Origin of the sequence: Mesorhizobium sp. INR15 (assembly GCF_015500075.1) — a bacterium.
In the GTDB taxonomy this organism is placed as follows: Bacteria; Pseudomonadota; Alphaproteobacteria; order Rhizobiales; family Rhizobiaceae; genus Mesorhizobium.
This window is the reverse complement of the sequence record NZ_CP045496.1, coordinates 379,851-404,881: the sequence shown is the minus strand read 5'-3', so window position 1 is coordinate 404,881 and position 25,031 is coordinate 379,851. Positions and strand designations below refer to the sequence as shown.

23 protein-coding genes and 1 pseudogene are annotated in these 25,031 nt (G+C 62.9%); 12 read left to right on the top strand and 12 right to left on the bottom strand.

Features of this window, described 5'->3' with window-relative positions:
• Nucleotides 1–2: 2 nt before the first annotated feature.
• Together GA829_RS01845 and GA829_RS01840 are read right to left on the bottom strand one after the other, a co-directional pair.
• Entirely contained in the window at nt 3–1,004 is a 1,002-nt protein-coding gene (locus GA829_RS01845; protein WP_195179483.1) for an LLM class flavin-dependent oxidoreductase, read from the bottom strand.
• A gap of 126 nt (nt 1,005–1,130) precedes the next feature.
• The gene (locus tag GA829_RS01840) at nt 1,131–2,051 is read right to left on the bottom strand and encodes a LysR family transcriptional regulator (protein WP_195176894.1); all 921 of its coding nucleotides are present in this window, start codon (nt 2,049–2,051) and stop codon (nt 1,131–1,133) included.
• A 137-nt stretch (nt 2,052–2,188) separates the two neighbouring features.
• Between GA829_RS01840 and GA829_RS01835 the strand changes: the two genes are divergently transcribed.
• The 4 genes from GA829_RS01835 (at nt 2,189) to GA829_RS01820 (ending at nt 6,565) form a co-directional block, all read left to right on the top strand.
• On the top strand, nt 2,189–3,406 hold the full coding sequence (locus GA829_RS01835) for a urate hydroxylase PuuD (RefSeq protein WP_195176893.1): 1,218 nt from the start codon (nt 2,189–2,191) through the stop codon (nt 3,404–3,406).
• Nucleotides 3,407–3,408: 2 nt separating this feature from the next.
• The gene (gene guaD, locus GA829_RS01830) at nt 3,409–4,722 is read left to right on the top strand and encodes a guanine deaminase (RefSeq protein ID WP_195176892.1); all 1,314 of its coding nucleotides are present in this window, start codon (nt 3,409–3,411) and stop codon (nt 4,720–4,722) included.
• Between the two features lie 77 nt (nt 4,723–4,799).
• Complete coding sequence (locus GA829_RS01825) at nt 4,800–5,303, top strand: heme-degrading domain-containing protein (RefSeq protein WP_195176891.1); 504 nt, start codon at nt 4,800–4,802, stop codon at nt 5,301–5,303.
• Entirely contained in the window at nt 5,300–6,565 is a 1,266-nt protein-coding gene (locus tag GA829_RS01820) for a glycerate kinase type-2 family protein (RefSeq protein WP_195176890.1), read from the top strand. The genes GA829_RS01825 and GA829_RS01820 overlap by 4 nt, the downstream gene beginning before the upstream one ends.
• Nucleotides 6,566–6,780: 215 nt before the next feature.
• Here the strand turns inward: GA829_RS01820 and GA829_RS01815 are convergent, their stop codons facing one another.
• The 4 genes from GA829_RS01815 to GA829_RS01800 form a co-directional block, all read right to left on the bottom strand.
• Nucleotides 6,781–8,238 carry a UdgX family uracil-DNA binding protein gene (locus GA829_RS01815; protein WP_195176889.1) on the bottom strand — a complete coding sequence of 486 codons (1,458 nt, stop codon included), beginning with the start codon at nt 8,236–8,238 and terminating at the stop codon, nt 6,781–6,783.
• Between the two features lie 2 nt (nt 8,239–8,240).
• Nucleotides 8,241–9,476: a putative DNA modification/repair radical SAM protein gene (locus GA829_RS01810; RefSeq protein WP_195176888.1), complete on the bottom strand. Its 1,236-nt coding sequence runs from the start codon at nt 9,474–9,476 to the stop codon at nt 8,241–8,243.
• A gap of 92 nt (nt 9,477–9,568) precedes the next feature.
• Nucleotides 9,569–10,954 (bottom strand): glutamine synthetase family protein, encoded by a 1,386-nt coding sequence (locus GA829_RS01805; RefSeq protein WP_195176887.1) that lies wholly within the window; start codon nt 10,952–10,954, stop codon nt 9,569–9,571.
• A 32-nt stretch (nt 10,955–10,986) separates the two neighbouring features.
• The gene (locus tag GA829_RS01800) at nt 10,987–12,369 is read right to left on the bottom strand and encodes an aspartate aminotransferase family protein (protein ID WP_195176886.1); all 1,383 of its coding nucleotides are present in this window, start codon (nt 12,367–12,369) and stop codon (nt 10,987–10,989) included.
• A 160-nt stretch (nt 12,370–12,529) separates the two neighbouring features.
• On the opposite strand from GA829_RS01800, the gene GA829_RS01795 reads away from it, so the two are divergent.
• Nucleotides 12,530–12,982: a hypothetical protein gene (locus tag GA829_RS01795; protein WP_195176885.1), complete on the top strand. Its 453-nt coding sequence runs from the start codon at nt 12,530–12,532 to the stop codon at nt 12,980–12,982.
• 15 nt (nt 12,983–12,997) lie between these two features.
• On the opposite strand, the gene GA829_RS01790 is transcribed toward GA829_RS01795, so the two are convergent.
• Together GA829_RS01790 and GA829_RS01785 are read right to left on the bottom strand one after the other, a co-directional pair.
• On the bottom strand, nt 12,998–13,972 hold the full coding sequence (locus GA829_RS01790) for a WD40 repeat domain-containing protein (RefSeq protein WP_195176884.1): 975 nt from the start codon (nt 13,970–13,972) through the stop codon (nt 12,998–13,000).
• Between the two features lie 220 nt (nt 13,973–14,192).
• A complete protein-coding gene (locus GA829_RS01785; RefSeq protein WP_195176883.1) occupies nt 14,193–15,272 on the bottom strand; it encodes a CobW family GTP-binding protein in 1,080 nt (359 codons plus the stop codon).
• 422 nt (nt 15,273–15,694) lie between these two features.
• Between GA829_RS01785 and GA829_RS01780 the strand changes: the two genes are divergently transcribed.
• Nucleotides 15,695–16,165 (top strand): MarR family winged helix-turn-helix transcriptional regulator, encoded by a 471-nt coding sequence (locus tag GA829_RS01780; RefSeq protein ID WP_195176882.1) that lies wholly within the window; start codon nt 15,695–15,697, stop codon nt 16,163–16,165.
• A 13-nt stretch (nt 16,166–16,178) separates the two neighbouring features.
• On the opposite strand, the gene GA829_RS01775 is transcribed toward GA829_RS01780, so the two are convergent.
• Nucleotides 16,179–17,051 carry an AraC family transcriptional regulator gene (locus tag GA829_RS01775; protein WP_195176881.1) on the bottom strand — a complete coding sequence of 291 codons (873 nt, stop codon included), beginning with the start codon at nt 17,049–17,051 and terminating at the stop codon, nt 16,179–16,181.
• A gap of 49 nt (nt 17,052–17,100) precedes the next feature.
• Here GA829_RS01775 and GA829_RS01770 point away from each other — a divergent pair, with 49 nt between their 5' ends.
• From GA829_RS01770 to GA829_RS01750, 5 genes are all read left to right on the top strand, one after another.
• Nucleotides 17,101–17,508 carry a DUF2000 family protein gene (locus tag GA829_RS01770; RefSeq protein ID WP_195176880.1) on the top strand — a complete coding sequence of 136 codons (408 nt, stop codon included), beginning with the start codon at nt 17,101–17,103 and terminating at the stop codon, nt 17,506–17,508.
• A 173-nt stretch (nt 17,509–17,681) separates the two neighbouring features.
• Nucleotides 17,682–18,566 (top strand): DMT family transporter, encoded by an 885-nt coding sequence (locus GA829_RS01765; RefSeq protein ID WP_195176879.1) that lies wholly within the window; start codon nt 17,682–17,684, stop codon nt 18,564–18,566.
• A gap of 66 nt (nt 18,567–18,632) precedes the next feature.
• Nucleotides 18,633–19,655 carry a LacI family DNA-binding transcriptional regulator gene (locus GA829_RS01760; protein ID WP_195179482.1) on the top strand — a complete coding sequence of 341 codons (1,023 nt, stop codon included), beginning with the start codon at nt 18,633–18,635 and terminating at the stop codon, nt 19,653–19,655.
• Nucleotides 19,652–20,635 carry a 2-hydroxyacid dehydrogenase gene (locus GA829_RS01755; protein WP_195176878.1) on the top strand — a complete coding sequence of 328 codons (984 nt, stop codon included), beginning with the start codon at nt 19,652–19,654 and terminating at the stop codon, nt 20,633–20,635. Before GA829_RS01760 ends, GA829_RS01755 begins: the two co-directional genes overlap by 4 nt.
• An 82-nt stretch (nt 20,636–20,717) precedes the next feature.
• Nucleotides 20,718–21,107 carry a hypothetical protein gene (locus tag GA829_RS01750; protein ID WP_195176877.1) on the top strand — a complete coding sequence of 130 codons (390 nt, stop codon included), beginning with the start codon at nt 20,718–20,720 and terminating at the stop codon, nt 21,105–21,107.
• Nucleotides 21,108–21,133: 26 nt separating this feature from the next.
• Here GA829_RS01750 and GA829_RS01745 read toward each other — a convergent pair whose 3' ends face one another.
• Nucleotides 21,134–21,907: a gamma-glutamyl-gamma-aminobutyrate hydrolase family protein gene (locus tag GA829_RS01745; protein ID WP_195176876.1), complete on the bottom strand. Its 774-nt coding sequence runs from the start codon at nt 21,905–21,907 to the stop codon at nt 21,134–21,136.
• A 262-nt stretch (nt 21,908–22,169) separates the two neighbouring features.
• Here GA829_RS01745 and GA829_RS01740 point away from each other — a divergent pair.
• Nucleotides 22,170–23,280 (top strand): annotated as a pseudogene (locus GA829_RS01740) (TRAP transporter substrate-binding protein).
• Between the two features lie 59 nt (nt 23,281–23,339).
• Here the strand turns inward: GA829_RS01740 and GA829_RS01735 are convergent.
• Complete coding sequence (locus tag GA829_RS01735; RefSeq protein WP_195176875.1) at nt 23,340–23,714, bottom strand: VOC family protein; 375 nt, start codon at nt 23,712–23,714, stop codon at nt 23,340–23,342.
• A gap of 283 nt (nt 23,715–23,997) precedes the next feature.
• Nucleotides 23,998–25,026, bottom strand: coding sequence for a zinc-dependent alcohol dehydrogenase family protein (locus GA829_RS01730; protein WP_195176874.1), 1,029 nt, complete (start codon nt 25,024–25,026; stop codon nt 23,998–24,000).
• Nucleotides 25,027–25,031: the final 5 nt, after the last annotated feature.

Sequence of the window (25,031 nt, the reverse complement as noted above, 5' to 3'; positions counted from 1 at the left end):
GCTCACTGGTGGCCTCCACCGGCAAGCCCGAGATGCGAACGCAAGGTTGTGCCCTCATAGTCCAGCCGGAAGAGGCCGCGCCGCCTGAGTTCCGGCAGGACGCGATCCGAGAAATTGTCGACCGCGCCGGCTTGCGGCGGTATCAAAATGTTGAAGCCGTCGCAGCTTTTCGATCGGAACAACTCCTCCAGGCTGTCGGCGGATGCTGTTGGAGGGGTGGTGCCGTCGAGTGCTATCGTCATCAGCACCCTCGCAGAGTGAGCATCGCGCCCGCAAGCCGCGATGCGGCGCTTCAGATCCGAAAAGCGCGCCTTTGCTCGTTCCACGGAGGCCTCATCCACCAAAATGACGTCGGCCATACGGACGGCGATGTCCAGGTCGGGTTCCGGCAAGCCGGACAGGACCAGCACTGGCGCGTCCTGTGGCGAGCGTGCCACGTTCAGCGGCCCTCGCACGGAGAAATAAGCACCCTTGTGGTCGAGGACGCGCATCTTTTCCGGGTCGTGGAAGCGGCCGCCAGCTTGGTCGAACAGCAGGGCGTCGGCGTCCCAGCCCCGCCAAAGGCCTTGAACGATGCCGATATACTCTTCGGCGCGGCGGCGGAAATTTTCTGGCGAAAACCCTTCCGGCCGGCTGAAGTTGGCGGCTTCGCGGGAATTTGGAGCCATGGCCGCATGCCAGCCAATGCGGCCATGGCTGATGATGTCGAGCGAAGCGAAGCGGCGCGCCAGATTGTAGGGCTGGTGGGCGATTGTGGACGCCGCGGCAACGAGGCCGATCCTGCTTGTGACCGTTGCCAGCGCCGCCAGCAACGTTGTCGCTTCGAAGGGCATCTGTCCGTTGGGCCCGTCGCCGCCTGCTGCCGGCGCGGAATCGGCAACGAGCACCATATCCAGTCCGGCCGTTTCCGCCTTTTGCACGAGCCGCGCCAAACCGGCGAAATCAAGACCGGAGCCAGGCTGTGCCTCGGCGGCTGCCGAAAGCAGTGAAACGGCGAGATGCATCGTCTTGCCGCTGGCCATCAAGGGGACTTGCACGCAGGGAGTTTCATCGGGAACAATGTTTGCCGCCGGGCATGAAAAATCAACCAGCCAGTCTGGGCCACCGGACCACCACCTGCCGGCCAGTGGTTATTTGCCGGCCAGAAGATCGTTGATCAGCCGCTGACAGCGCTCGGCCATGAAGTCGAGCAGCAGCCGCACCTTCGGATCCTGCAGCTTCTTGTGCGGATAGACGGCGGCGAATTGCACGGGCGTCGGCGGCGTGTTGCTTAAAATCACCTTAAGCCGCCGGTCGCGGATGAACGGCTCGACCTCGAAACGCGGCTTGTTGATGATGCCGCGCCCGGACAATGCCCAGCCGGTCAGTACATCGCCGTCGTCGGTGTCGTACGGGCCGTGCACCTCGAATTTCTGCGGGCCGGCTGGTGTCTGCAGCGTCCAGACATATTCGCGCGCCCCGGAATAGCGCAGCATCAGGCAGTCGTGCTTCTTCCCGATCAGTTCCTGCGGCTCGACCGGCTCGCCACGTGCCTCCAGGTATTTCGGCGCCGCCACCAGCACACGCTCGCATTCCATGATGCCGCGCATGCGCAGGCTGGAATCCTCGATGATGCCCAGCCGGAAGGCGACGTCGATGCCTTCCTTCATGATATCGACATTGTGGTCGGAGAGGCGCAGCCGAACCTCGATATCAGGGTATTTGTCGTGAAAATCGGGAATGCCCGATGCCAGCAGCCGGCGGCCGAGGCCCAGCGGCGCCGTAACCTTGATGGTGCCGCGCGGCTGGCCGGAAAGCGCCGAGACGGCGGCTTCCGCCTCGGTGATCGACTCCAGCACCTGCTTGGCGCCGGCATAAAACACGGTGCCGTGCTCGGTTGGCATCAACTGGCGCGTGGTGCGGTTGAACAGCCTGACGCCGAGGTGTTTCTCAAGTTCCTTGATGCGGTTGGAGGCAACCGCCGGCGAGATGCGCATGTCGCGGCCCGCCGCCGACAGATTGCCGAGCTCGACGACGCGGACGAAGACGGCGATGTTGTCGAGATAGGCCATGCGGTTCCGTCGCTTTCATGCAGCTGCGTGATACTACCCTAGTATTTTCCATTTTTTTTTGAAAGTCATCGCACGCCTCGCCTCTTTCCGTTTGCGCTCCACACCGTAAAGTCACCCAACTGGCAGGGACGACTTCAATGATGGATTTCGCGATTTTCTGGGAATGGCTGAGTTTCGCCGTGCGGTGGCTGCATGTCATCACCGGCATCGCCTGGATCGGCTCGTCGTTCTATTTCGTCGCGCTCGATCTCGGCTTGCGCCAGCGCCCCGGCATGCCTGTCGGCGCCTTCGGCGAGGAGTGGCAGGTGCATGGCGGCGGGTTTTATCACATCCAGAAATATCTGGTGGCGCCGGCCGAGATGCCGGAGCACCTGACCTGGTTCAAGTGGGAATCCTATGCCACCTGGCTGTCGGGTTTCGCCATGCTGTGCGTTGTCTACTATGCCGGCGCGGACCTGTTCCTGATCGATCCGAATGTGTTGCCGATGTCGGTGCCGGTTGGCATCCTGCTGTCGATGGCGACGATCGGCGTCGGCTGGATCGTCTATGATCTGCTCTGCCGCTCGCCGCTGGGAAAAAGCGACACCGGCCTGATGCTGGTGCTCTACGGCGTGCTGGTGTTCATCGCCTGGGGTCTCACCCACCTGTTCACCGGCCGTGCCGCCTTCCTGCATCTGGGCGCCATCACCGCGACGATCATGTCGTGCAACGTCTTCATGATCATCATCCCCAACCAGAAGATCGTCGTTGCCGACCTCATCGCAGGCCGCAAGCCCGATCCGAAATATGGCAAGATCGCCAAGCAGCGCTCGCTGCACAACAATTACCTGACCTTGCCCGTGCTGTTCCTGATGCTGTCGAACCACTATCCGCTGGCGTTCGGCACGCAGTTCAACTGGGTCATTGCCTCGCTGGTGTTCATTATCGGCGTGCTGATCCGGCACTATTTCAACACGGTGCACGCGCGCAAAGGCAACCCGCACTGGACCTGGCTCGGCGCGCTCGTCCTGTTCATCATCATCATCTGGCTGTCGACAGTGCCGAAAGTGCTGACCGGCGAGGTCAAGGCGTCTTCGGCGGCTGAGGTCTATATCGCCTCGGCGCATTTCCCGGCGGTGCGCGATACGGTGCTCGGCCGCTGCTCGATGTGCCATGCGGCGGAGCCGGTCTACGAGGGCATCTACCACGCGCCGAAGGGCGTCATGCTGGACACGGATGCCAGCATTGCCGAGCACGCGCGCGAAATCTACCTGCAGGCCGGCGCCAGCCACGCCATGCCGCCCGCCAACGTCTCGCAGATATCGGACAAGGAGCGGGCGCTGCTCGTGGCCTGGTACGAAAGCGCTGGAAAATAAGCATGACATCAAAGCTTCTGCGCGGCCGCACGCTGTCCTTCGTGCGCTGGCCCGACACCATCGATGACGCGTCCGCGTGGCGCTACGAGGAAGACGGCGGCCTGCTGATCCGCGAAGGCAGGATCGTTGCGTCAGGCACCTATGCCGATGTCGAGAAGCAGGCAGACGCGGGAACCGAGAAGGTCGATCACCGGCCGCATCTGCTGCTGCCTGGCTTCATCGACGCGCATGTGCATTTCCCGCAGATGCAGATCATCGCGTCTTACGGCGCCGAACTGCTCGACTGGTTGAACACCTACACGTTCCCGGAAGAGACGAAGTTCGCCAACGCCCAGCATGGCCGCCGCATCGCGCGGCTGTTTCTCGATGAGATGGTCCGGCACGGCACCACCACGGTCGCGGCCTACTGCTCGGTGCACAAGGCATCGGCCGAGGCCTTCTTTGCCGAGTCGCACGACCGCAACATGCTCAACATCGCCGGCAAGGTGATGATGGACCGCAATGCGCCAGAAGGCGTGCTCGACACGCCGCAGTCGGGCTATGACGACACCAAGGCATTGATTGCCCAATGGCACGGCAAGGGGCGGCAGCACTATGCCATCACGCCGCGCTTCGCCATCACCTCGTCACCGGAACAGATGGAGATGGCCGGCGCGCTGTGCCGCGAGCATCCGGACTTGCACATGCAGACGCATCTGTCGGAAAACCACGCCGAGATCGCCTTCACGCAAAGTCTCTATCCCTGGTCGCGCGACTACACCGACGTCTATGAGCACTACGGCTTGCTGGGCAAGAAGAGCCTGTTCGGCCACTGCATCCATCTGTCGGAACGCGAAGCGGACGCGCTGTCGGCCTCGGGCTCGGTGGCGGTGTTCTGTCCAACGTCGAACCTCTTCCTGGGCTCCGGCCTATTCGACTATCAGCGCTTTCGCCAGCGTGAAAAGCCGCTGCGGATCGCCGCCGCCACCGATGTCGGCGGCGGCACCAACTATTCCATGCTGCGCACCATGGACGAGGGCTACAAGGTCATCGCACTGAATGGCGAGAAGCTGAACCCGTTCCAGTCGTTCTGGCAGATGACGCGCGGCAATGCCGAGGCGCTGTCCGTCTCGGAGAAAGTCGGTACGCTGGACGAAGGCACCGATGCCGACATCGTCGTGCTCGACGCCCGAGCCACGCCGGCGATGCGGCTCAGGATGGAAACCGTCGGGACACTGGCGGAAGAACTGTTCCTGCTGCAGACGCTGGGCGATGATCGCGCCGTGCGCGAGGTCTATGTAGCAGGTCGGCCAGCCAAGACAGATATGGCGATTTAGCCATTCCGATGTGTTCCTTGCTTGACCCCGCGGCAGCCATCGGTCAAAGCGTGCGGCGACGTTGACAGGGGAACGACATGGCCGTTGCCGAAGACATTGCCCGGATCAAGAAACAGGAAGAGGCGCTTGTCTTTTCCGCCTTCGATGAAGCCACGGCTTTCAAGCTTGGCTCGGCCATTCGCGAGCGGGCGCTGGCCGAGAACCTGCCGGTCATCGTCGACATCAGGACTTTCGACCGGCCGCTCTTCTACGCAGCCATGCCAGGCTCCAACGCCTCCAACCCGGACTGGGCGCGGCGCAAGGTCAATGTTGTCAAGCGTTTCCTGAAGAGCAGCTACCGCATGGTGCTGGAACAGCAGCGGCCAGACCGCACCTTCAAGGTCGGTGAAGCGCTCGACATCTCGGACTATGTGCTGGCCGGTGGCGGATTTCCAATCAAGGTCAAGGGCGCCGGCGTCATTGGCGTGATTGCGGTTTCCGGCCTGCCGGAGCGCGAAGACCACAACGTGGTCGTCGATGCGGTTTGCGCGCATCTCGGCATCGACCGCCAGAAGCTTGCCTTGCCACCGGAAACAGAATGACCGTGCTCGATCCAAAGTCCTTCCTGATCTCCATCTTCAACGCCGCCGTCGCCGCCGCCGATCCGGAACGAACCATCCGCGACCATCTGCCGGCGAAACCGAAAGGCCGCACCATCGTTATCGGCGCCGGCAAGGGCTCGGCTCAGATGGCCGCTGCCTTCGAAAGGGTCTGGGATGGCCCTATCGAAGGGCTGGTGGTCACCCGCTACGGCTATGGCGCGACATGCGAACGCATCGAGATTATCGAGGCGGCACATCCGGTTCCCGACGCCGCCGGGCTGGAAGCCTCGCGCCGGCTGCTGGCAAAGGTCCAGGGACTGACAGCGGACGATCTGGTCGTCGCGCTGATTTCGGGCGGCGGCTCCGCGCTGCTGCCGTCACCTGCCGGCAATTTGACACTGGCCGATGAGATCGCCGTCAACGAGGCGCTGCTTGCTTCCGGTGCGCCGATCGCCGCGATGAACACCATCCGCAAGCATCTTTCCACCATCAAGGGCGGCAGGCTGGCGGCCGCGGCCTGGCCGGCCAAGGTTGTCTCGCTGGTCGTCTCCGATATTCCGGGCGACAATCCGGCGCTGGTCGCCTCTGGTCCGACAGTGCCGGATACCGGCAGCCGCGCGGAGGCACTTGCCTCGATCGCAGCCTATGGCATGAAATTGCCGGCTTCCGTGATGGCGCATATCATGTCACGGGCTGCCGATGCGCCCAGCCCCGACGACCAGCGCTTTGCGCGAAATGAAGTGCATCTGATCGCTTCGGCGGGCGTCTCGCTGGAGGCGGCAGCGGAGGAAGCGAAGCGGCAAGGCATCGAGGCGGTTATCCTTTCCGATGCCATCGAGGGCGAAGCGCGCGAGGTTGGTGGCGTCCATGCCGCGATCGCGCGCGAGGTGGCGACGCGCAACCGGCCGTTCAAGAAGCCGGTGCTGATCCTCTCGGGCGGCGAGACCACCGTGACCTTGCGCGCCAAGGGCAAAGGTGGCCGCAACTCGGAATTCCTGCTTGCCTTTGCCATCGGCATCAACGGCGCTCAAGGCATCCACGCACTGGCCGCCGACACCGATGGCATAGACGGTTCTGAAAACAATGCAGGCGCCTTTGCCGATGGCTCGACCGTGTCGCGCATGCGGGCGGCGGACGTCGATGCCAAGGCGATGCTGGCGGGCAACAATGCCTGGACCGCGTTCAACGCCGTCGGTGATCTTTTCGTCCCAGGACCGACCGGCACGAATGTCAATGATCTCAGGGCAATTTTGATCAAGTAGGCCCCAACTTCGTTATCCCTGGGCGAAGCAGGGGCGAAGCTCCGTCGCGGAGACCCTGGGATCCATTCCGTGACCTTCTCCGTGGAGCGTCGCGAAGCAGAATTCCGCACCGTGGTGATACTCCGAAGTCGCGGCATGGATCCTCGGGTCTGCGCCGCGTCGCTTCGCTCCTTGCTTCGCCCGTGGATGACGAAGCGAAGGGTCTCGACCAATCATCAGGCTGCCATCAGCCGCTTGACCTGCTTCATGTCGTGAAGGAACCGTTCGCGCTCGGTCTCTTTTTCGGCAAGGTCCTGAATGCGCAGGATGAAAGACGGGTGGATGGTGATGAAAACCCGCAAGCCATCCTCGCGTTCGATCACCTGGCCGCGCATCTTCGTCACGGGGATAGCCTTGCCGAGCAGTGACAAGGCGGCGGTTGCACCCAGCGCAACTACCAGATCGGGCTTGATCATCTCCAACTCTTTGTCGACCCACCAGCGGCAGGCCTGAACCTCGCCGGCATTCGGCCTGGAATGGATACGCCGCTTGCCGCGTGGCTCGAACTTGAAATGTTTGACCGCGTTGGTGACGTAAACTTTCTGGCGATCCACCTGCGCATCCGCGAGTATGGAATCGAAAACCTTGCCCGCCGGGCCGACGAAAGGTTTGCCGGCGAGGTCTTCCTGATCTCCCGGTTGTTCGCCGACGAACACCACCCTGGCGTCGTCAGGGCCCTCGCCAAAAACGGTTTGCGTCGCATCGCGCCAAAGCGGGCAGCGGCGGCAGCCTTTCGCCGCTTCGCGCAACCCGGCAATCGTCCCGAATTCTTCAGGCTCGGCCGCCTCGGGTACCTTAGGCCAATGCCTGGCCTGCACCTTGGCATGGTGCGGCGCTGGCGTCGTCGGCATTTTGGCGATCATGTCGATAGCGGCCTTGTCCGCTCCTGCGATCAACTCTGGAATGAGCGAAGCCTCGGGAAGGTTCCGCCAATATTTTTTCGGCATTTCCTTCTGCATCGCCTTCACCTTCAACCGCGCCGGATTGAAGATGTTCTCGAAATAGGTGCGCCACAACGTCTCGGTATCGTCTTGCGCCGGCGCATCGCCCTTGGCGGCACCCGGCCCGATCGCCAGCCTCTCGCCATCCCAGTCGGCGGAGGCATGCGGCGTCAGGATCGTCCAGCGCATCCCGGTAAAGCGTCTGACGAAGAAATCGGCGTTGCGCTCGACAATGAAATGGTCGGGCTCGAACCAGGCGACATAGCGCTCGCCGGCGCCGTCGCCGATCTTCCGGAAGCGCACGAACGCATGCATCTTGTGGCTATCGCGCCGCACGGCTTTTTCCATGGTTTCGAGCCGCTTCGTGTCGACATCCGACGCTATTGCCAGCAAATTTGGCTCAGTGCGCAGCCGCCAGAGCAATCGGTAGAGGAAAGCGAACCGGCCGGGGTCGGAGTGGCAGAACACGGTCTCTGCATGCGCGATGAAGTCACGCGGCACGACGAGTTGGGCGCCTCCGGGCACGTTCGGCAAATCGGTACCATCGGAGCCGGGCTCCACCTGCCAGCCGATATCCTCCGGTCTGATCTCGTTGAGCGCCAGCCGTCGCGCCGCATCGCGCCAGCCGGCGAAATCTGTCTCGCTTGCCAGCCGGACACTGTGCCTGGTGAGGTTGAGTTGAGCCGGCTGCATGATCAGAACAGCGACAGCTGTTCGCAGGAGCGTACGATCTTGTCGCGCAGTCCTGCCTTGTCCGTCAGTGCGCCCGGTGACCAGCCTTCGGCGATGATGAACGGCCGCAGCTTGGTGATCGAGTGGCACAACCGGCCGACATCCTCGAGCCGCAGCCGCCGGTGTCGACGGGTCTCCAGGATTTTCGCGATCACCTTGGTGCCGAGGCCAGGCACGCGCAGCAAGGTTTCACGGTCGGCACGATTGATGTCGACCGGAAACCGCCCCCGGTTGCGCAGCGCCCAGGCCAGTTTGGGGTCGATGGCGAGATCGAGCATGCCGTCGCTGCTGCCGGCCAGGATCTCCGGCTGCGAAAACCCGTAGAAGCGCATCAGCCAGTCGGCCTGGTAAAGCCGGTGTTCGCGCATCAGCGGCGGCTTCTGCAGCGGCAATGATGACGATGCATCAGGGATCGGACTGAAGGCGGAGTAGTAGACGCGCCGCAGATGATAGCTGCCATAAAGCCGCGCGCTGGTGTGCAGGATGCCATCATCGGAGGTCTTGTCGGCGCCGATGATCATCTGCGTCGACTGTCCGCCCGGAGCAAAGCGTTCGCGCTTCTTCGTCCGCAGCGTCGGTTCGGCTTTTTCCTCGATCTTCCGCCGCAGGCTGGCCATCGAAAGCCGGATCGTCTCCGGCTTCTTTTCCGGCGCCAGCCTCTTCACGCCTTCATCGGTCGGCAACTCGACATTGATCGACAGCCGGTCGGCGTAAAGCCCGGCCTTCTCGACCAGTTCCGCCGAGCTTTCCGGAATGGTTTTCAGGTGAATGTAGCCGCCGAACTTTTCATCCAGCCGCAGCCGTCGGGCCACTTCCACCATTTCGCCCATGGTTTCGTCCGGTGAGCGGATGACGCCGGAAGACAGGAACAGGCCCTCGATGTAATTGCGCCGGTAGAAATCCATCGTCAGCTTCACCACCTCGTCGACGGTGAAGCGGGCGCGGCGCACATTCGAGGACGAGCGGTTGATGCAGTAGCTGCAGTCGTAGATGCAGAAATTGGTCAGCAGGATTTTCAGGAGCGAGATGCAGCGCCCATCCGGCGCATAGGAATGACAGATACCCATGCCTTCGGTGGAGCCAATACCGCCGGATTTCAGCGAATCGCGCTTGGCCGAACCCGACGAGGCGCAGGAGGCATCGTATTTGGCAGCATCGGAGAGAATCGCCAGCTTTTCGCGGACTGGAAGTGCGGACATGTGTTCATGATACGTTCTCTATCGTGAACACGCTATTACTTTTGATAGGGCGGACAGAAAAGTCGGCTGTCCGCCGCTTTCTCGTCCGGGGATCAGACCTCGTGCAGATAGAGGTGATAGTCCAGTTCGCTGACGGTGCGCGCGACCCGAAGATATTCGGACTGCTTGATCGCCACGAAGGTCCGGTGCAGGTCTTCGCCCAGCGCCCCTTTCAGGAAGGTCGATGCCCTGGCCGCCTCGATGGCCGCGCGCCAGTCGCCCGGCATGGTTGTGCGCGTGACCGCCGATTCATAGCCATTGCCCGTTGTTTCCGGGCCAGGATCGAGACCTTCGTCGAGACCCTTGATGATGCCGGCCAGCACGGTCGCGGCAATCAGGTAGGGGTTGGCATCGACGCCCGACGGCCGGTGCTCGATGCGCCGGTTCTTCGCATCGCCCGCCGGTACGCGCAGCGCCACGGAGCGATTGTTGACACCCCAGGTTGGCGCCACCGGCGCGTAGGATTGCGAGACGAAGCGCCGCCAGGAATTGGCGTGTGGCGCGAACACCAGCATCGATTCCGCCATCGTCTGGATCAGGCCGCCGAGCCCCTGCAGCAACGGCAGAGACCAGCTTTCGCCGCCGGCTTCGGCAAACACGTTCCTGCCGGCCTTGTCTTGCAGGGAGACGTGGAAATGCATGCCCGACCCGGCATATTTCTCGATCGGCTTGGCCATGAAACAGGCGGCGACGCCGTGCCGCCGCGCCTGCGCCCGCACCAGCCGTTTCAGCATGACGAGGTCATCGGCCGCCCGCATAACATCCTTGCGGTAGTTCAGCGTCAGCTCGTACTGGCCGGGCGCATATTCGGAAATGACGGTCTCGGCCGGAATGCCTTGCGCCTTGGCGGCGGCATAGATGTCGGAAAACAGCGGCTCCATGCCATGCAGATGGTCGACCGAGTAGACCTCGGTCTTGCCTGAAACGCGGCCGTCCAGCACGGCGCGCGCCGGCTGTACCTTGCCGTCGGCATCGCGGTCATTGGCGAGCAGGAAGAATTCGAGCTCAAAGGCGCCCGCCGGATAGAGGCCCTTGGCCGCCAGGATGTCCACCTGGCGAGCCAGCGCCAGCCGTGGGTCGGAGGCCATCGGTTGGCCATCAAGCTGATACATCGCCATCAACACCTGGCCGCGCGGCGGATTTGTCCCGTAGAGCGGCACCAGCGTGCCTGATATCGGCCATGCCCGGAGGTCACCATCGCCGGTGGTCCAGATCAGGCCGGTCTCGTGCACATCCTCGCCGGTGATGTCGAGGCCGAGGATCGAGATCGGCATGTGCCGGCCGCCCTCGAAAATGCTCATCAATTCGTGACGGCGCACAATCTTGCCGCGGCCGACGCCATTGGCATCGGTCAGCACGATATCGAAGGCTTCGATCTCGGGATGGGCGTCAAGAAAGGCTTTCGCCTCGGTGGGCGTCGAGCCCGAAGGTGAGGTCATGATTATACTCGGATCCTGCTTGGGGGCTTGTCTCATGCCGTAAGCTTTGCCGCAACCGCGCCGAAGGCGGTGATCAGCCGGTTCACCTGGGTCCCGGTGGTTGCCGGCGAGATCAGCATCATGTTGTGGAAGGGTGCGATCAAAACGCCACGATTGACCAGCGCGACATGGATGGCCGCCTCCAGTTCGGGCGCATGCGCCGTCTCGGCCTCGGCGCCATTGTGCAGCGGGCCGGGCGCGCAGATGAACTCGACACGGGCGCCGACTCGGGAAACATGCCAGGGCAGCGAATAGCGGTCGATGACGGCGGTTAGCCCGGCGTCAAGCCGCCGTGCCAGGTGGTCCATCCGGTCGTAGTTTTCCTGCGTCATCACCTCTTCGAGCGTGGCGCGCATTGCCGCGAACTGCAGCGGGTTGGCCGACAGCGTCGTGCCCATGCCGGAATAGCCTGGTTCCTTGGTTCTGTTGTAGGCGGCGTAGCGCGAGGCGAGGTCTTCGCTCATGCCCCAGATGCTTGCCGGGATGCCGCCGGCGATCGGCTTGCCGAGCACGAACAGGTCCGGCTCCAGGCCGTATTTCCTTGTGTAGCCCCCCGGGCCGGTCGAGATCGTGTGCGTTTCGTCGATCAGAAGCAGCGTCCCGGCCGCGCGCGTCAGCTTGCGCAGCGCGTCGTGATAACCTGCGTCGGCCAGCACCATGCACGAGTTGGTCAGCACCGGCTCGGCGATGACGCAGGCGACATCCTTGTCCTTCAATGCCGCTTCCAGAGCGGCGATGTCGTTGAACTCTATGACCTTCGTCGTGCGGGTCAGGTCGCGGAATTCGCCGGCAAGGCCCGGCCGGTTCACCGGGATGCCATCGATGAGCCGCACCATCGTCTCGTCGACCGAGCCGTGATAGCAGCCGTTGAAGACCAGAATCTTTTCCCGGCCGGTCACAGCGCGCGCGACGCGCAACGCGAAGCGGTTGGCATCGGTCGCCGTTGTCGCGATCTGCCAGAAAGGCAGGCTAAAGCGCTCCTGCAGCAGCGTGCCGATGACCAGTGCGTCCTCGCTTGGCAGCATATAGGTCAGGCCGCGCCCGGCCTGGCGGCGGATGGCACGCGCCACCGGTGGCGGCGAATGGCCGAACATCGAGCCGGTGTCGCCGAGGCAGAAGTCGTCGAGCCTGTTGCCGTCGACATCGGTGATCGTGGCGCCCTTGGCGCTGTCGACCAGGATCGGAAACGGCGTCGGCCAGTCGTTCATCCAGTGCATCGGCACGCCGCCAAAGAAGCCGGGCAAGCCGTTGCCGACTTTTGCCTGCGATTTCGGCCGAGCCCTGCGGAAGGCTTCGCCCTCGGTCTCGCGCAGATGCGCGATGCGGTCACGGCTGATGCCGCCGATGGACGTCTTCGAATTGTCGCTGCTGTGCATGGATGCCCCTCTCGTGCGTCACTCTTAGCCAATCCGCATCCGCGATCGCAATTGGCCGCCAGGCTTCCCTGCATTGGCTCAGCCGACTGCCGAGGCGCTTGACCCTGTCGGCGAAGTCGGCGCCAATGCATCTGTATGGGGCGAGGAGGGGTGAAGAAAGATGCGGATGATCATTTGTTTGGCGGCGCTGTTGTTGCCAGCGGAAGCAGCTTCTGCCTCCGGCGGCATCTGGTGCGATGTCGATGATGCCCAGGTGAAATTCGACGTCGGCGCCGGCGTCACCACAGGCATGGGCGGGCCGACTTTCAATTTTCGCGGCGATCTCGAAATCAAGGCAAGGCCTGAAGGTGACGATCTGCGAAAGACCGTGTTCGAGGATTCCAACCTGACCCAGTACTGGCTCGACAACAAGGAGTTGCGGCTGAACATCTATCATGAGCACGAGGTGGCCAAGACATTCAGTTCCGTCGAACTGACGATCCTGACCAAGGCCAGCGACGAAGGTGTCTATGATGGAGAGTACAAGCTTGCCATCTATGACAGCACGAAGGATGTCGACAGTGACGGCAAGCCAATGGAACTCACCGGCAAGATCTCCTGCGGTGCCGAGTAACCGTCTGCTCTTGGATTACGCGGTGATGTCGATGACGCCGCAATCGCCGGCGGCGCTGCCGAAAGCGACGCGGCGTTCTTCCTTGTCCCACATCATCGAGGTGATCGCGCCTTTGCCAGGCCGCCGCAACAGCACCTCCTTGGCATCAGTGAAGCGCACGGCCATGACCATGCCGTCGTCATAGCCGACGGCGACGACATCCTGGCTCGGATGGCAGGCGACCGCGGTCACCATGGCGTTGCCGCGCGTGCCAAGTTCCAGCGGTGCCTTGCCCATCGGGCCGTCCTTGCCCGAAAACGGCCAGACGATCGCCGCCGGCGCGCCGGAGCTTGCCAGCCACTTGCCCTTCGCGCTCCAGGACAGGCTTTTGACCTTGCCGGGATAGCCGGTCATGCGCATGTGCTTGCCATCGGCCAGTTTCCAGCCATGCAGCGCGTTTTCCTGCATGGAGGTGACAAGGAAGGCGCCGTCCGGCGAGAAGGTAATGCCGGTGTGAGCTCCCGCCCATTCGAGCTCGACCGGCTTGCCCTCGGCGGCCGGGAAATGCAGCGTCGCGCCATTGTAGCGGGCAACGCCGAAGCGCATGCCCTTGGGCGAAAAAGCCAGTCCTTCAACCGAGCGCGGATGGGCGAATTCCTTGGTCTTGCCGTCGGCGAAGCGCACGAAAGCGGTCTTGCCGGTGGCATAGGCGATAGCGCCTTGCGGTCCAGCGGCGACGCTGGTGATCCATTTTTTGCCGGCGCTTGCCAGATCCGTGGCCTCGCCGCCTGCCTTGACCGCAAACACCTTGCCGTCCTCGCCGCCGGTGATCAGCCGGTCGTTGGCCGCATCATGGAAAGCGGCGAGCAGTCCGTCATTGGCCTGTACGGTCTTGTGGCCATGATCGAGCCGGTGAATGGCGCCGTCAGCCAGCGCGAAATGCGGCACGTCGCCGAGAAAGACGGCGACGATGCAGTGGCCTTCAAGATCAAGCGGGGCGACGGTCGGCATGCGAGATTGCTTCCATTCGAGATTGGGTGCGGCCCTGCCTTCTCCCCTTGTGGGAGAAGGTGGATTGGCGCGCAGCGCCAAGACGGATGAGGGATGTCGGACGGAGTGCCGCCGGCTCCAAGCAGGAACGCCCCTCATCCGACCGAGCTTCGCTCGGCCACCTTCTCCCACAAGGGGAGAAGGAAAGAAGGGGCAGCGCTAGCGCTATAAAGCCCGGAAATCAAGCCGCCTGGCAGGCGTCAAAGCTCTTCTTCAGGCGGTCGGCGTCGAGTTCACGGCCGATGAACACCAGCCGGCTCTCATGCTTCTCGCCATCCTTCCAGGCACGCTGGTGGTCGCCTTCGATGATCATGTGCACGCCCTGGATGACATAGCGCTCGTCATCGCCCTTCAGGGCAATGATGCCCTTCAGCCGCAGGATGTTGGGACCTTCCATCTGGGTGATCTTCTCGATCCAGGGGAAGAATTTCTTCGGGTCCATCTCGCCGCCGCGCAGCGACACCGACTGCACCGTCACGTCATGAATGTCGGACGGATGGGCGTGATCGTGGTGATGATGGTGGTCGTGCCCATCATGGTCATGATGGTGGTGATCGTGTCCGTCGTGATCATGGTGGTCGTGATCATGATGATGGTGATCGTCATGCGCTTCAAGGAAATGCGGATCGTTCTCCAGCGCGCGGGAAAGATCGAAGGCGCCGCGATCGAGCACTTCCGACAGAGCCACGCCGGCCCGCGTCGTGCGGTGGATCTTCGCAGACGGGTTGATGGCACGGATGGTCGCTTCGACCTTGGCGAGCTCTTCCGGGGTGACGAGGTCGGTCTTGTTGAGCACGACGACATCGGCAAAGGCGATCTGGTCCTCGGCTTCCTTGGAGTCCTTGAGCCGCAGCGGCAAGTGCTTGGCATCGACCAGGGCCACCACGGCGTCGAGCTTGGTCTTGGAGCGCACGTCGTCGTCCATGAAGAAGGTCTGCGCCACCGGCACCGGATCGGCGAGCCCGGTGGTTTCGACCACGATGGCGTCAAAGCGGCCGGGACGGCGCATCAGGCCTTCGACAACGCGGATAAGGTCGCCACGCACCGTGCAACAGACGCAGCCATTGTTCATCTCGTAGATTTCCTCATCGGATTCCACGATCAGTTCATTGTCGATGCCGATCTCGCCGAACTCGTTGACGATGACGGCGTAGCGTTTGCCGTGGTTCTCCGACAGGATGCGGTTGAGCAGCGTTGTCTTGCCGGCGCCGAGATAGCCGGTGAGAACGGTTACGGGGATCTGCGTCGGTGCGTCGCTCATATCTGGCCTCGAAAAGGATTGAAGGCTGCATATAGGATGTGCGCGCCTCTTTTGCACGAACCAAACCACTAAACCACCGGCTTTGAGCGCAAACCATTTTTGGGAAACGGCGTCGGCGGGCACTGTTATTCAGTCAAATCGAAAGCAGCCGGCATGCCCCGGTATGAAAGAGCTGCGATTGTGCCCAAGGGCAGGCAGCCGATCGACGGGAATCGGTGCCCTTTTGCAAATCCACTGCAAACGTCATGGTGAAAAAGTCGTTTGTCATCTAACTGAAATAAACATCTGGCATTAGCCACGGCGGACACCGCAATGCTTGCCGGCAAAGCTGTTTAGATGCCGGATTCTTTTCGATCGTCGATTGCCAACCGTCCGGCTGCGTCTATGCTGCACGCACCCGGTACGGCCGAAGAGGGATGACCATGGCCAAGGCGGACAAGACTGCAACAATGAGCCGGCTGCATTCGGCAGCAAGGCTTGCAAGAACCGCGCTGGCGGCGCGGCTGCTGGCGCACGGCTTCTATGCCGGTCAGGACCAGATCATGCTGGCGCTTGACCGTGAAGACGGCCAGACGCCCGGCAATCTCGCCGGACGGCTCGGCGTGCGACCACCAACCATTACCAAGACCATCAATCGCTTGCAGGCGCAGGGCTTTCTGGACAAGCGCGCTTCCGAAGCCGATGCCCGCCAGGCGCATATCTTCCTCACCGATACCGGCCGCGAAACCATCCGCGCCATCGAGAAATCGGTGAAGAAGACCGAAAAGCAGGCCCTGAAGGGCTTGGACAAGAAAGACCAGAAATCGCTTTTCAAGCTGCTCGCCCGCATCGAGGCCAACCTTTTGAACGAGGAACTGGCGCTGGTCGATGACGACGCTGAAACCGACGATTGATCATCCGATGGCGTCAGGCCGCTCTCGCGGCCTGTCCATGGATCAGGCCTGACCAGCGGCCCGGTGTAACGCCGAACGCCTTCTTGAACTGCCTGTTGAAATGGCTTTGATCGCTGAACCCGGCCGCGATCGCGATCTGCGCCAGCGGCTCGCTGGCGGCGATCATGCGGCGCGCGCTCTGCAGCCGGCGCATCACCAGGAAGCGATGCGGGCTGGTTGAGAAGGCGGCGCGGAAATGCCGTGACAATGCATAGCGGTCCAGCCCGGTGACCGCCTCCAGCTCTTCGGAACGCACGGTGCGGGCAAAATTCTCCGCCAGGTAATCGCGTGCCAGGCTGGCGGCCCGCCATGCTGTCCTTGGCATTTGTTTCGCCGGCTGACCGGCATGCCGCGTCAGGTTTTGCATCAGTTGCGCGAGGAAATCGGCGACGAACAGCTCGTCCAGTTGCCGGTCGAGAGGTCCGAGCGCCGAAAGCAGCGTTGCGCAAAAATCCCGGTCGCTCACCACCGCGTCGCGCACAAATGGCAGTGACGTGCCGCCAAGGCAGTCGAGCATCAGCGATGGCTCCAGGTACAGCATCCTGTAGCGCAGGCCGTCCTCGGTGCCGGCGCCGCCATCATGCAATTCGTCGGGGTGCAGCACGATGACCTGGCCGGGCTGGCTGTGATGCGTCTTGCCGCGATAGCGGAAAGTCTGCACGCCATGCAGCGTCACGCCGATTGCGTAGGTGTCATGGCGGTGCAGGTCAAAGGCACTGCCGTGGAACCGCGCCTCGATGCGCTCCATTCCGGCGGGATCGGCGGCGGAGATGATGCAGTTTTCCGCCGCATCCACGCACAAACGTCCAAGACCCTCAAAGGCCTGGCTGTCTAAACCGTGCGACATCGTCTTCTTCATCCTCGAATGGGGCGCAACCCCGAATGGTCAATGTCTCATGTTCGATACGAAATTTGCAATCGTCCTCAAGGATGATCTGCCGGTCTGGCAGAAACTCAACGTCACCGCGTTCCTGACCAGCGGCATCATCGCCCAGTTTCCAGACATTATCGGCGAACCCTACCGCGACCGCGCCGGCAATCTCTACAATCCGCTTTCGGTCCAGCCGGTCATCGTGCTTTCCGCCGACCAGTCGGTGCTCGGCAGCATTCACCGGCGCGCGCTGGAGCGTGGCATCGAAACCTCGCTTTATGTCGAAGAGATGTTCTCGACCGGCCATGATGTAGCAAACCGGGCCGTCTTCGCCGAATTCGCGCCCGAGGACGCCAAGGTCGTCGGCATTGCCTTGCGCGCCGACAAGAAGCTCGTCGACAAGATCACCAAGGGCGCGCGCATGCATCCCTGATTGTCCTCGAGCCTGATCCTGGCGCTGTCTCTTGTTGTGCCAGCGCCTTTTGGCTTGCCGCAAGCCGGCAATTGCAGCAAAGGTGGGCCTCACCTTGCTTCCCGCCCGGCCTGAAATTGAACGCTCCTCAAAAACAAGACGAAAGCGCGACGCCTCCGGCGGCGATCCTCTGCATGCTTTCCGTCTACGTCTTCTTCACCTTTCTCGACACCAGCAGCAAATACCTCGTCCTTGCCGGCATCTCGGTTCTGGTTGTCGCCTGGGTGCGCTTTGCCGTGCATGTCGTGCTGGTCGGCACGCTGCTCCGCGGCTGGCGTGATCCGGCGCGGTTTCGTCCGGTCAACCTGCCGGCGCATGTGCTGCGTGGCCTGTTCCTGTTTGGCTCGACCATGTTCAACATCCAGGCGCTGCGAACGTTGCAATTGGCCGAGACCACGTCGATCTACTTCTTCGGGCCGATGGTGATCACGGCGCTGGCCGGTCCGCTGCTTGGCGAGTGGGCGGGCTGGCGGCGCTGGCTGGCGATCCTGTCCGGCTTTGTCGGCGTCCTCATCATCACCCGGCCAGGCGTCGGTGTTTTCGGCATTGGCCATCTCTTCGCGCTCGGCTCGATGCTGTCGAACACGTTCTACGTCATCATGACGCGCCGCATGTCGGCGACCGAGACATCGGAGAGCCTCATCCTCTTCTCGGCCCTGGCGCCGGCGGTGCTGCTTCTGCCCTTGCTGCCGTTTTCGTTCTCCTTGCCGCATGATGGCTGGCACTGGTTCGTCCTGCTCATGCTCGGTGTCTTCGGCGGCGTTGGCCACTGGCTGCTGGTGCAGGCCTATCGCATGGCCACGACCACCGCGCTGGCGCCCTATCCCTATTCGCAGATGGTGTGGATGATCCTTTCGGGCCTGATCGTCTTCCATCAGTTTCCCGACCGCTGGACGCTGGTTGGCGCCGCCATCATTGTCGCCAGCGGGCTCTACATCGTTCACCGCGAGCACCGGCTTCGGCTGCGCAACCGCGCCGTCCTCGATGTCGAGACCGAAGCGCTGGCAAAAAAACTTTGATTTGCCCGCGATCGATGGCATAAGGCCGCCTTTAAACAGTTTAAATACGCTGGGGAGCGCAGGTCACTGGCACAGAAGATCAAGCTTTCGACGATCGCGGACGCGCTCGGCGTGTCCACGGCCACGGTGTCCCTGGCGCTGCGCGACAGTCCGCTTGTCGCCGGCGCCACGCGCGACCGCATCAAGGAACATGCGCGCGCCATCGGTTATATCTACAACCGCCGTGCCGCCAGCCTGCGCACCTCGCGCTCGGGGATTGTCGGCGTCGTCGTGCACGACATCATGAACCCGTTCTTCGCCGAGATCCTGCGCTCGATCGAAAGCGAACTCGACCGCAGCCGGCAGACCTTCATCCTGTCCAATCACTACGATCAGCTGGAAAAACAGCGGACCTTCATCGACACGCTTCTGCAGCTCGGCGCCGACGGCGTCATCATGTCGCCGGCCATCGGCACGCCGCCCGAGGACATCCTCATGGCCGAGGAAAACGGCCTGCCGGCGGTGCTGATCGCACGTACCGTCGAGGGCGCCGACGTGCCGGTTTTTCGTGGCGACGATGCCTATGGCACCGGGCTTGCCACCAACCACCTGATTTCGCTTGGCCACAAGCGCATCGCCATGATCGGCGGCACCGACCAGACCTCGACCGGCCGCGACCGGTATCAGGGCTATGTCAACGCCATGGAGGCGGCCGGGCTGGAAGTCAGGCCGTCCTGGCGCATTGCCGGCCCGCGCACCAAGCAGGGTGGCTTTGAGGCCGCCGGCCAGTTCCTGGCATTGAAGGACAAGCCGACGGCTGCCTGCTGCTGGAACGATCTCGTCGCCATCGGCCTGATGAACGGCATTGCGCGCGCCGGCCTGGTGCCGGGCATCGACATTTCCGTCACCGGCTACGACGATCTCGAGGAGGCGGCGATCGCGACGCCGGCCTTGACCACCGTCTGGAACGGCCAGCGCGAGGTAGGCCGCCGCGCCGCCAGCGCCCTGCTGGACAAGCTCAACGGGCAGACGGTGCGGCCGTCGCAGGAACTCATCAAGCCGGAACTGCATGTGCGCCAGTCGACCGGCAAACCGGTGGAGCGTGCATGACCAAGGCCGAACATTTGCAGGCCGTCGCCACTCTGGTGCCGGGGCATTTCAACGACCATGCGGTTGAGCGCATCGACCGCACCTTCAACCTCGTCAGGATCGAGCGGGCCGATCCGGCGCTGGTCACCGACGAGATGCGCGGCAATGTGCGCGCCATTGCTTCCTTCGCCGGCATCAGCGCGGCAATGATGGATGCATTGCCCAATCTCGAACTCATCGCCTCTTTCGGCGTCGGCTACGATTCGGTCGATGCCGTCCATGCGGCCGCAAACAACATCATGGTCACCAACACACCCGATGTGCTGACCGAGGAGGTCGCCGACACCGCGATCGGCCTTCTGATCAACACGGTGCGCGAAATGTACGCCGCCGAGAAATGGCTGCGCGATGGCAGCTGGGTGAACAAGGGCAACTATCCACTGAGCCGGCTGACTTTGCGCGGCCGCCATGTCGGCATTTTCGGCATGGGCCGCATCGGGCAAGCGATTGCCAGGCGGCTGGAAGCGTTCGGCCTGACGGTCGCCTATCACAACCGGCGCCAGGTCGAAGGCCTGGCCTACGCTTACCACCCGACGTTGAAGGGCCTCGCCGAAGCGGTCGACACACTGATCTCCGTGGCGCCCGGCGGCGCCTCAACCGAAAAGGCGGTCAACGCTGAAATTCTGGCGGCGCTTGGCGCCAACGGCGTCTTCGTCAACATCGGTCGCGGCAGCACGGTGGACGAGGCGGCGCTGGGGGCAGCGCTCGCCAACGGCACCATCGCCGCAGCCGGGCTCGATGTCTTCGCCGACGAACCGAACGTGCCCAAGGCCTTGCTCGATGCGCCGCACACGTCGCTGCTGCCGCATGTCGGCTCGGCTTCGGACCATACCCGCCGCGCCATGGCCGACCTCTGCGTCGACAATCTGGTGTCCTGGTTCACCGAGCGCCGGCCACTGACGCCGGTGCCCGAGACAGTGAAGGTCGTGGCGCGAAGCTGAGCACTTCGCCACACTGATTAACGCCAGCTTAACCCTTTGGAATCATTCTTCATCCCATTCGTGCGCGTGTGGGTGAAACAGTATGAAGACGCTTTCCGTTTTGGTTGCCGCCGCTGTCCTGTTTGGCGGCTTTCAGCTGTTTCACGTCGGCAGTGGTGAAAGCGCTGCCGATGAGGCAACGCCGTCCAGCAGTTTCAGGCTGGTTGCCAATGGCGACGAGGGAGCCTGTGCGGTCACGCGCGGTGCCGCTGTTTCGGCTGGTGTGTCCTTGTTGACCGTTGACGCGAACTGCCGTGGGCTGATGCCGGGCATCGAGCGGGCAAAATTCTGGCGCGAGCGCGATGACGGCACGGTAGCGTTCAGTGCCAACGGTATCGACCCCATCGTCACCTTCAGCGTCGCCGATGGCGATGGCTACGAATCCTACGCACCGGCATCGCCGCTGCTGTCGCTGGCGGCGGCCAGCAACTGATTCCTGAAGGCGATATTTCGGTTGGACTATTCCGCTGCGGCGCGTGCGCCGGATTTCGCCGCCGCGTGCAGGCGCACCGCGTCACCGAAAGCCCGGAATATCTTGGCCGAAACGCTGTCCGACTTGACCCAGTATTCCGGATGCCACTGGACGCCGACGGCGAAGGCGCGTGAATCCTTCACCGAGACGGCTTCGACCGTGCCGTCCGAGGCGACAGCCTCGAGTTGCAGCTTCGGCCCAAGCCGGTCCACCGCCTGGCGATGCACGGAGTTGACCATGATGTCACCTTCGCCGAACACGCCTGCCAGACAGCTTCCGGGCGTGATCGTCACCTTCTGGCGGATGCCGAAACGTTCGTCCTGAATGTCGCTTGTCGGTGCGCGATGGTCGAGCGAACCCTCGCGTTCCTGGATTTCGGTGGCCAGCGTGCCGCCGAGCGCCACGTTCATCTCCTGGATGCCGCGGCAGATGGCCAGCAGCGGCACGCCGCGCTCCACCGCCCTGCGGATCAGGGGCAGCGTGGTCGCGTCGCGGGCCGGGTCGTAGGGGCCATTAGCCTCGCTGTCGTCGCCGCCATAGAGCGAGGGATGCACGTTGGATTTCGAGCCGGTCACCATGACGCCGTCGACCGACGACAAGAGTTCATCGAAGTCGAGCCGGTCGCCGAACGACGGCACCAGAACCGGGAACACACCGGCGCCAGCCAACGCTGCTTCCAGATACTGCTGCGGGGCGGCATGCCAGGTGTAATTGTCGAACTGACGGACGTCGGTCGATATGGCGACGAGCGGCTGATGCATTTTGGGTCCGGTTTCCATGTGGCAGGATCGTTCTGCCTGTAAAATAGGCGATCTGGCGTCACTTTTCCATGACAAGTTTAGCCTTGTCGAATGGGCCACGAAGCGGCCCGTTAGACTATAGTTGCAGGGTTGCGCGCCCGTGCCATCAAATCCGGCCACTGTGCTGGACTCGACTTCTTGCCCGTGTATTGTTTCGCCGAACCGATGCGGGCAACGAGGATTTCCCGAACGTCGGTCTGTTGGTCCAAAAGGGAGGAACTTCATGGATCGTCGTTCATTCATTCGCAAGGCGGGTGTTACCGGCGTGGGCGCCGCGGCGGCTGCCGCAACGCTTGCCGCACCGGCCATTGCCCAGTCCAACCCCAAGGTTACCTGGCGCCTGGCGTCATCCTTTCCGAAGTCGCTCGATACGATCTACGGCGGCGCCGAGGTCTTCTCCAAGATGCTGTCGGACGCTACAGACGGCAATTTCCAGATCCAGGTCTTTGCCGCCGGCGAACTCGTTCCCGGCCTGCAGGCCGCCGACGCCACCACCGCCGGCACCGTCGAAGCCTGTCACACGGTGGCATATTATTACTGGGGCAAGGATCCGACATGGGCGCTGGGCGCGGCGGTTCCGTTTTCGCTCAACGCGCGCGGCATGAATGCCTGGCATTACCACGGCGGCGGTATCGACCTGTTCAACGAGTTTCTCGCCACGCAAGGTCTTTTCGGCCTGCCGGGCGGCAACACTGGCGTGCAGATGGGTGGCTGGTTCCGCAAAGAGATCAACACCGTGGCCGACCTCTCCGGCCTCAAGATGCGCATCGGCGGCTTTGCCGGCAAGGTGGTGCAGAAGCTTGGCGTCGTGCCGCAGCAGATCGCCGGTGGCGATATCTATCCGGCGCTCGAAAAGGGCACGATCGACGCGGCCGAATGGGTCGGCCCCTATGACGATGAGAAGCTCGGCTTCTACAAGGTCGCGCCCTACTACTACTATCCCGGCTGGTGGGAGGGTGGCCCGACCGTCCATCTGATGTTCAACAAGGCGAAATACGAAGAGCTGACCCCGGCCTACAAGGCGTTGCTGCGCACCGCCGCCCAGGCCGCCGACGCCGACATGCTGCAGAAATACGACTACGTGAATCCGCCGGCGGTGAAGCGGCTGGTGGCTGGCGGTGCGAAGCTGCGTCCATTCAGCCAGGACATCATGGCCGCCTGTTTCGAAAAGGCCAATGAAGTCTACGCCGAGATGGAAGCCACCAACGCCCCGTTCAAGAAAATCTGGGAATCGATCAAGGGCTTCCGCAAGGAGCACTACCTGTGGACGCAGGTGGCCGAGTACAACTACGACACCTTCATTGATGGTCCAGCAGCGCCAGGGCAAACTGTAGGCTGCCTGGACTGCCGGAAATTCAAGGACCCCGGGCCGCTCGCCCGGGGTCCTTTTTTGTCAGTCCTGCGATGCGCTGACCTCGACAAGAATCCCGCCCGGCGCATGGCAATAGAAGGTCGTGGATTTGGCGCCGCCGCGTGTCAGTTCCTGGACATCACCCGGCGCAAGACTCGCACTGGCAAGCTCGGCATGTTTCTCATGGACGATGGCTGGGCTGCCGACAAAGAAGCCGATGTGAAAGCCGTCCGGATAGGTGGCGGTTTCATTCTTGCCGGGTTTCATCAGGTTGAGGATGAAGCCGTCGGTTCCAGACATAACGGCGAAGGCATCCTTGCCGCGCATGGCGAGAAGCTCAAAGCCGAAATGATTGACGAAGAAGCCGCTGAGGCCAGCGACCTCTGGTGTCACCAGGTTGGCGTGGTTCAATTTCATGATTTATGTCCTGTCACGGGTTGAGGTGCGGACAGGCTTGGACGTGGACCGTGAGTCGGCGGGACCGAGACGTCTGGAAATCCGGACATGGCCCAACCGGCCCGTGGGCTTTCGCCTCGCTTGCCGGCCGCGGGTTCTCCCGCAAATAATGCGGTGAACAGGCCCCCGTCTGAAAACGGAAGAAACCGGACTACCGAACCGGTCATGTCTTTTTCGGCAGGGATCGAATAGCCGATCGGCCAAGCGCGGGCAAGCCGCCCGGCCTCGAGAGGCCAAAGGCGGCTCAGCGCGGGCTGGGCACCACCAGCACCTTGACCTCGCCCGGGGCGGGCGGATTGGCGATTACCGCCGCCGCGTCTTCGAGCGTCACTTGCCTGGAGATCAGCCGGTCAATCTCGATCGCGCCCGAAGCGATGAGTTCGGCGGCCCGGCGATGGGTGAAGGGATTGAGGAAGGAGCCCAGGACTTTCAGCTCCCGAAACAGCAGGTCGAAGGGTTCGAACTCGGCTTTCAGGCCTTGCGGCGTCACGCCGATGATAACAACAGTGCCGCCGGCCCTGGCCAGCCGCATCGATTGCTCGACGGTCTCCCTGACACCGGCGCATTCGAGCACCACGTCGACGCCGCCAGGCGCCAGTCCCGACGGGCCTGTCACGGCGTCGATGAAATTGGCGGTGCCGGGGTCGATCGTTGCTGTCGCGCCCAGCTCTTCGGCAAGCGCGCGCCGCGAAGCCTGGCGCGTCGACAGGATGATGGTCGTCGCCCCCGCCAGCCTTGCCAGTTGCACGGTGAGCAGGCCGATCACGCCGCCGCCAAGCACAGCCACCGTTGAGCCGGGCCGGATCTGGGCCAGGTCGATGCCATGCAGGCAGCAGCCCAATGGTTCGCAAAAGGCACCATGCGTCGGCTTCAGATCGGTGGGCAGGAGGAAGGCCTGTTTCCAAGGCAAGGCCAAGTATTCGGCGAAGCCGCCATCGCGATGGATGCCGATGGCACGCAGATTGCTGCACAGGTTGACCCGGCCGGCGTGGCAATGCGCGCACCGCCCGCAGGCTATGTTGGGGTCGCCGGTGACGCGGTCGCCGATGGCAAAGCCCGAGACCGATGCTCCCATCGCCTCGACGATGCCGGAGAATTCATGCCCGGGTGTCACCGGCGGCGTGCAGGGAAACTCGCCATGGAACAGGTGCCGGTCCGTGCCGCAGACGCCGCACGCCTCAATGCGTAGCAGAAGGTCGTCCGGCCCGATGATCGGCCTGTCGACCTCGCGCAAGGCGATGCTGCCCACCGCCTCCAGACGCACCGCTTTCATGCCCG

Coding starts and splice junctions, on each gene's coding strand:
- GA829_RS01820 (WP_195176890.1), top strand. CDS start 5,300: ATGACCGTGCTCGATCCAAAGTCCTTCCTGATCTCCATCTTCAACGCC.
- GA829_RS01730 (WP_195176874.1), bottom strand. CDS start 25,026: ATGAAAGCGGTGCGTCTGGAGGCGGTGGGCAGCATCGCCTTGCGCGAG.
- GA829_RS01845 (WP_195179483.1), bottom strand. CDS start 1,004: ATGCATCTCGCCGTTTCACTGCTTTCGGCAGCCGCCGAGGCACAGCCT.
- GA829_RS01810 (WP_195176888.1), bottom strand. CDS start 9,476: ATGTCCGCACTTCCAGTCCGCGAAAAGCTGGCGATTCTCTCCGATGCT.
- GA829_RS01780 (WP_195176882.1), top strand. CDS start 15,695: ATGGCCAAGGCGGACAAGACTGCAACAATGAGCCGGCTGCATTCGGCA.
- GA829_RS01745 (WP_195176876.1), bottom strand. CDS start 21,907: ATGCATCAGCCGCTCGTCGCCATATCGACCGACGTCCGTCAGTTCGAC.
- GA829_RS01775 (WP_195176881.1), bottom strand. CDS start 17,051: ATGTCGCACGGTTTAGACAGCCAGGCCTTTGAGGGTCTTGGACGTTTG.
- GA829_RS01770 (WP_195176880.1), top strand. CDS start 17,101: ATGTTCGATACGAAATTTGCAATCGTCCTCAAGGATGATCTGCCGGTC.
- GA829_RS01750 (WP_195176877.1), top strand. CDS start 20,718: ATGAAGACGCTTTCCGTTTTGGTTGCCGCCGCTGTCCTGTTTGGCGGC.
- GA829_RS01785 (WP_195176883.1), bottom strand. CDS start 15,272: ATGAGCGACGCACCGACGCAGATCCCCGTAACCGTTCTCACCGGCTAT.
- GA829_RS01800 (WP_195176886.1), bottom strand. CDS start 12,369: ATGCACAGCAGCGACAATTCGAAGACGTCCATCGGCGGCATCAGCCGT.
- GA829_RS01825 (WP_195176891.1), top strand. CDS start 4,800: ATGGCCGTTGCCGAAGACATTGCCCGGATCAAGAAACAGGAAGAGGCG.
- GA829_RS01735 (WP_195176875.1), bottom strand. CDS start 23,714: ATGAAATTGAACCACGCCAACCTGGTGACACCAGAGGTCGCTGGCCTC.
- GA829_RS01815 (WP_195176889.1), bottom strand. CDS start 8,238: ATGCAGCCGGCTCAACTCAACCTCACCAGGCACAGTGTCCGGCTGGCA.
- GA829_RS01765 (WP_195176879.1), top strand. CDS start 17,682: ATGCTTTCCGTCTACGTCTTCTTCACCTTTCTCGACACCAGCAGCAAA.
- GA829_RS01840 (WP_195176894.1), bottom strand. CDS start 2,051: ATGGCCTATCTCGACAACATCGCCGTCTTCGTCCGCGTCGTCGAGCTC.
- GA829_RS01795 (WP_195176885.1), top strand. CDS start 12,530: ATGCGGATGATCATTTGTTTGGCGGCGCTGTTGTTGCCAGCGGAAGCA.
- GA829_RS01805 (WP_195176887.1), bottom strand. CDS start 10,954: ATGACCTCACCTTCGGGCTCGACGCCCACCGAGGCGAAAGCCTTTCTT.
- GA829_RS01835 (WP_195176893.1), top strand. CDS start 2,189: ATGATGGATTTCGCGATTTTCTGGGAATGGCTGAGTTTCGCCGTGCGG.
- GA829_RS01790 (WP_195176884.1), bottom strand. CDS start 13,972: ATGCCGACCGTCGCCCCGCTTGATCTTGAAGGCCACTGCATCGTCGCC.
- GA829_RS01755 (WP_195176878.1), top strand. CDS start 19,652: ATGACCAAGGCCGAACATTTGCAGGCCGTCGCCACTCTGGTGCCGGGG.
- guaD (WP_195176892.1), top strand. CDS start 3,409: ATGACATCAAAGCTTCTGCGCGGCCGCACGCTGTCCTTCGTGCGCTGG.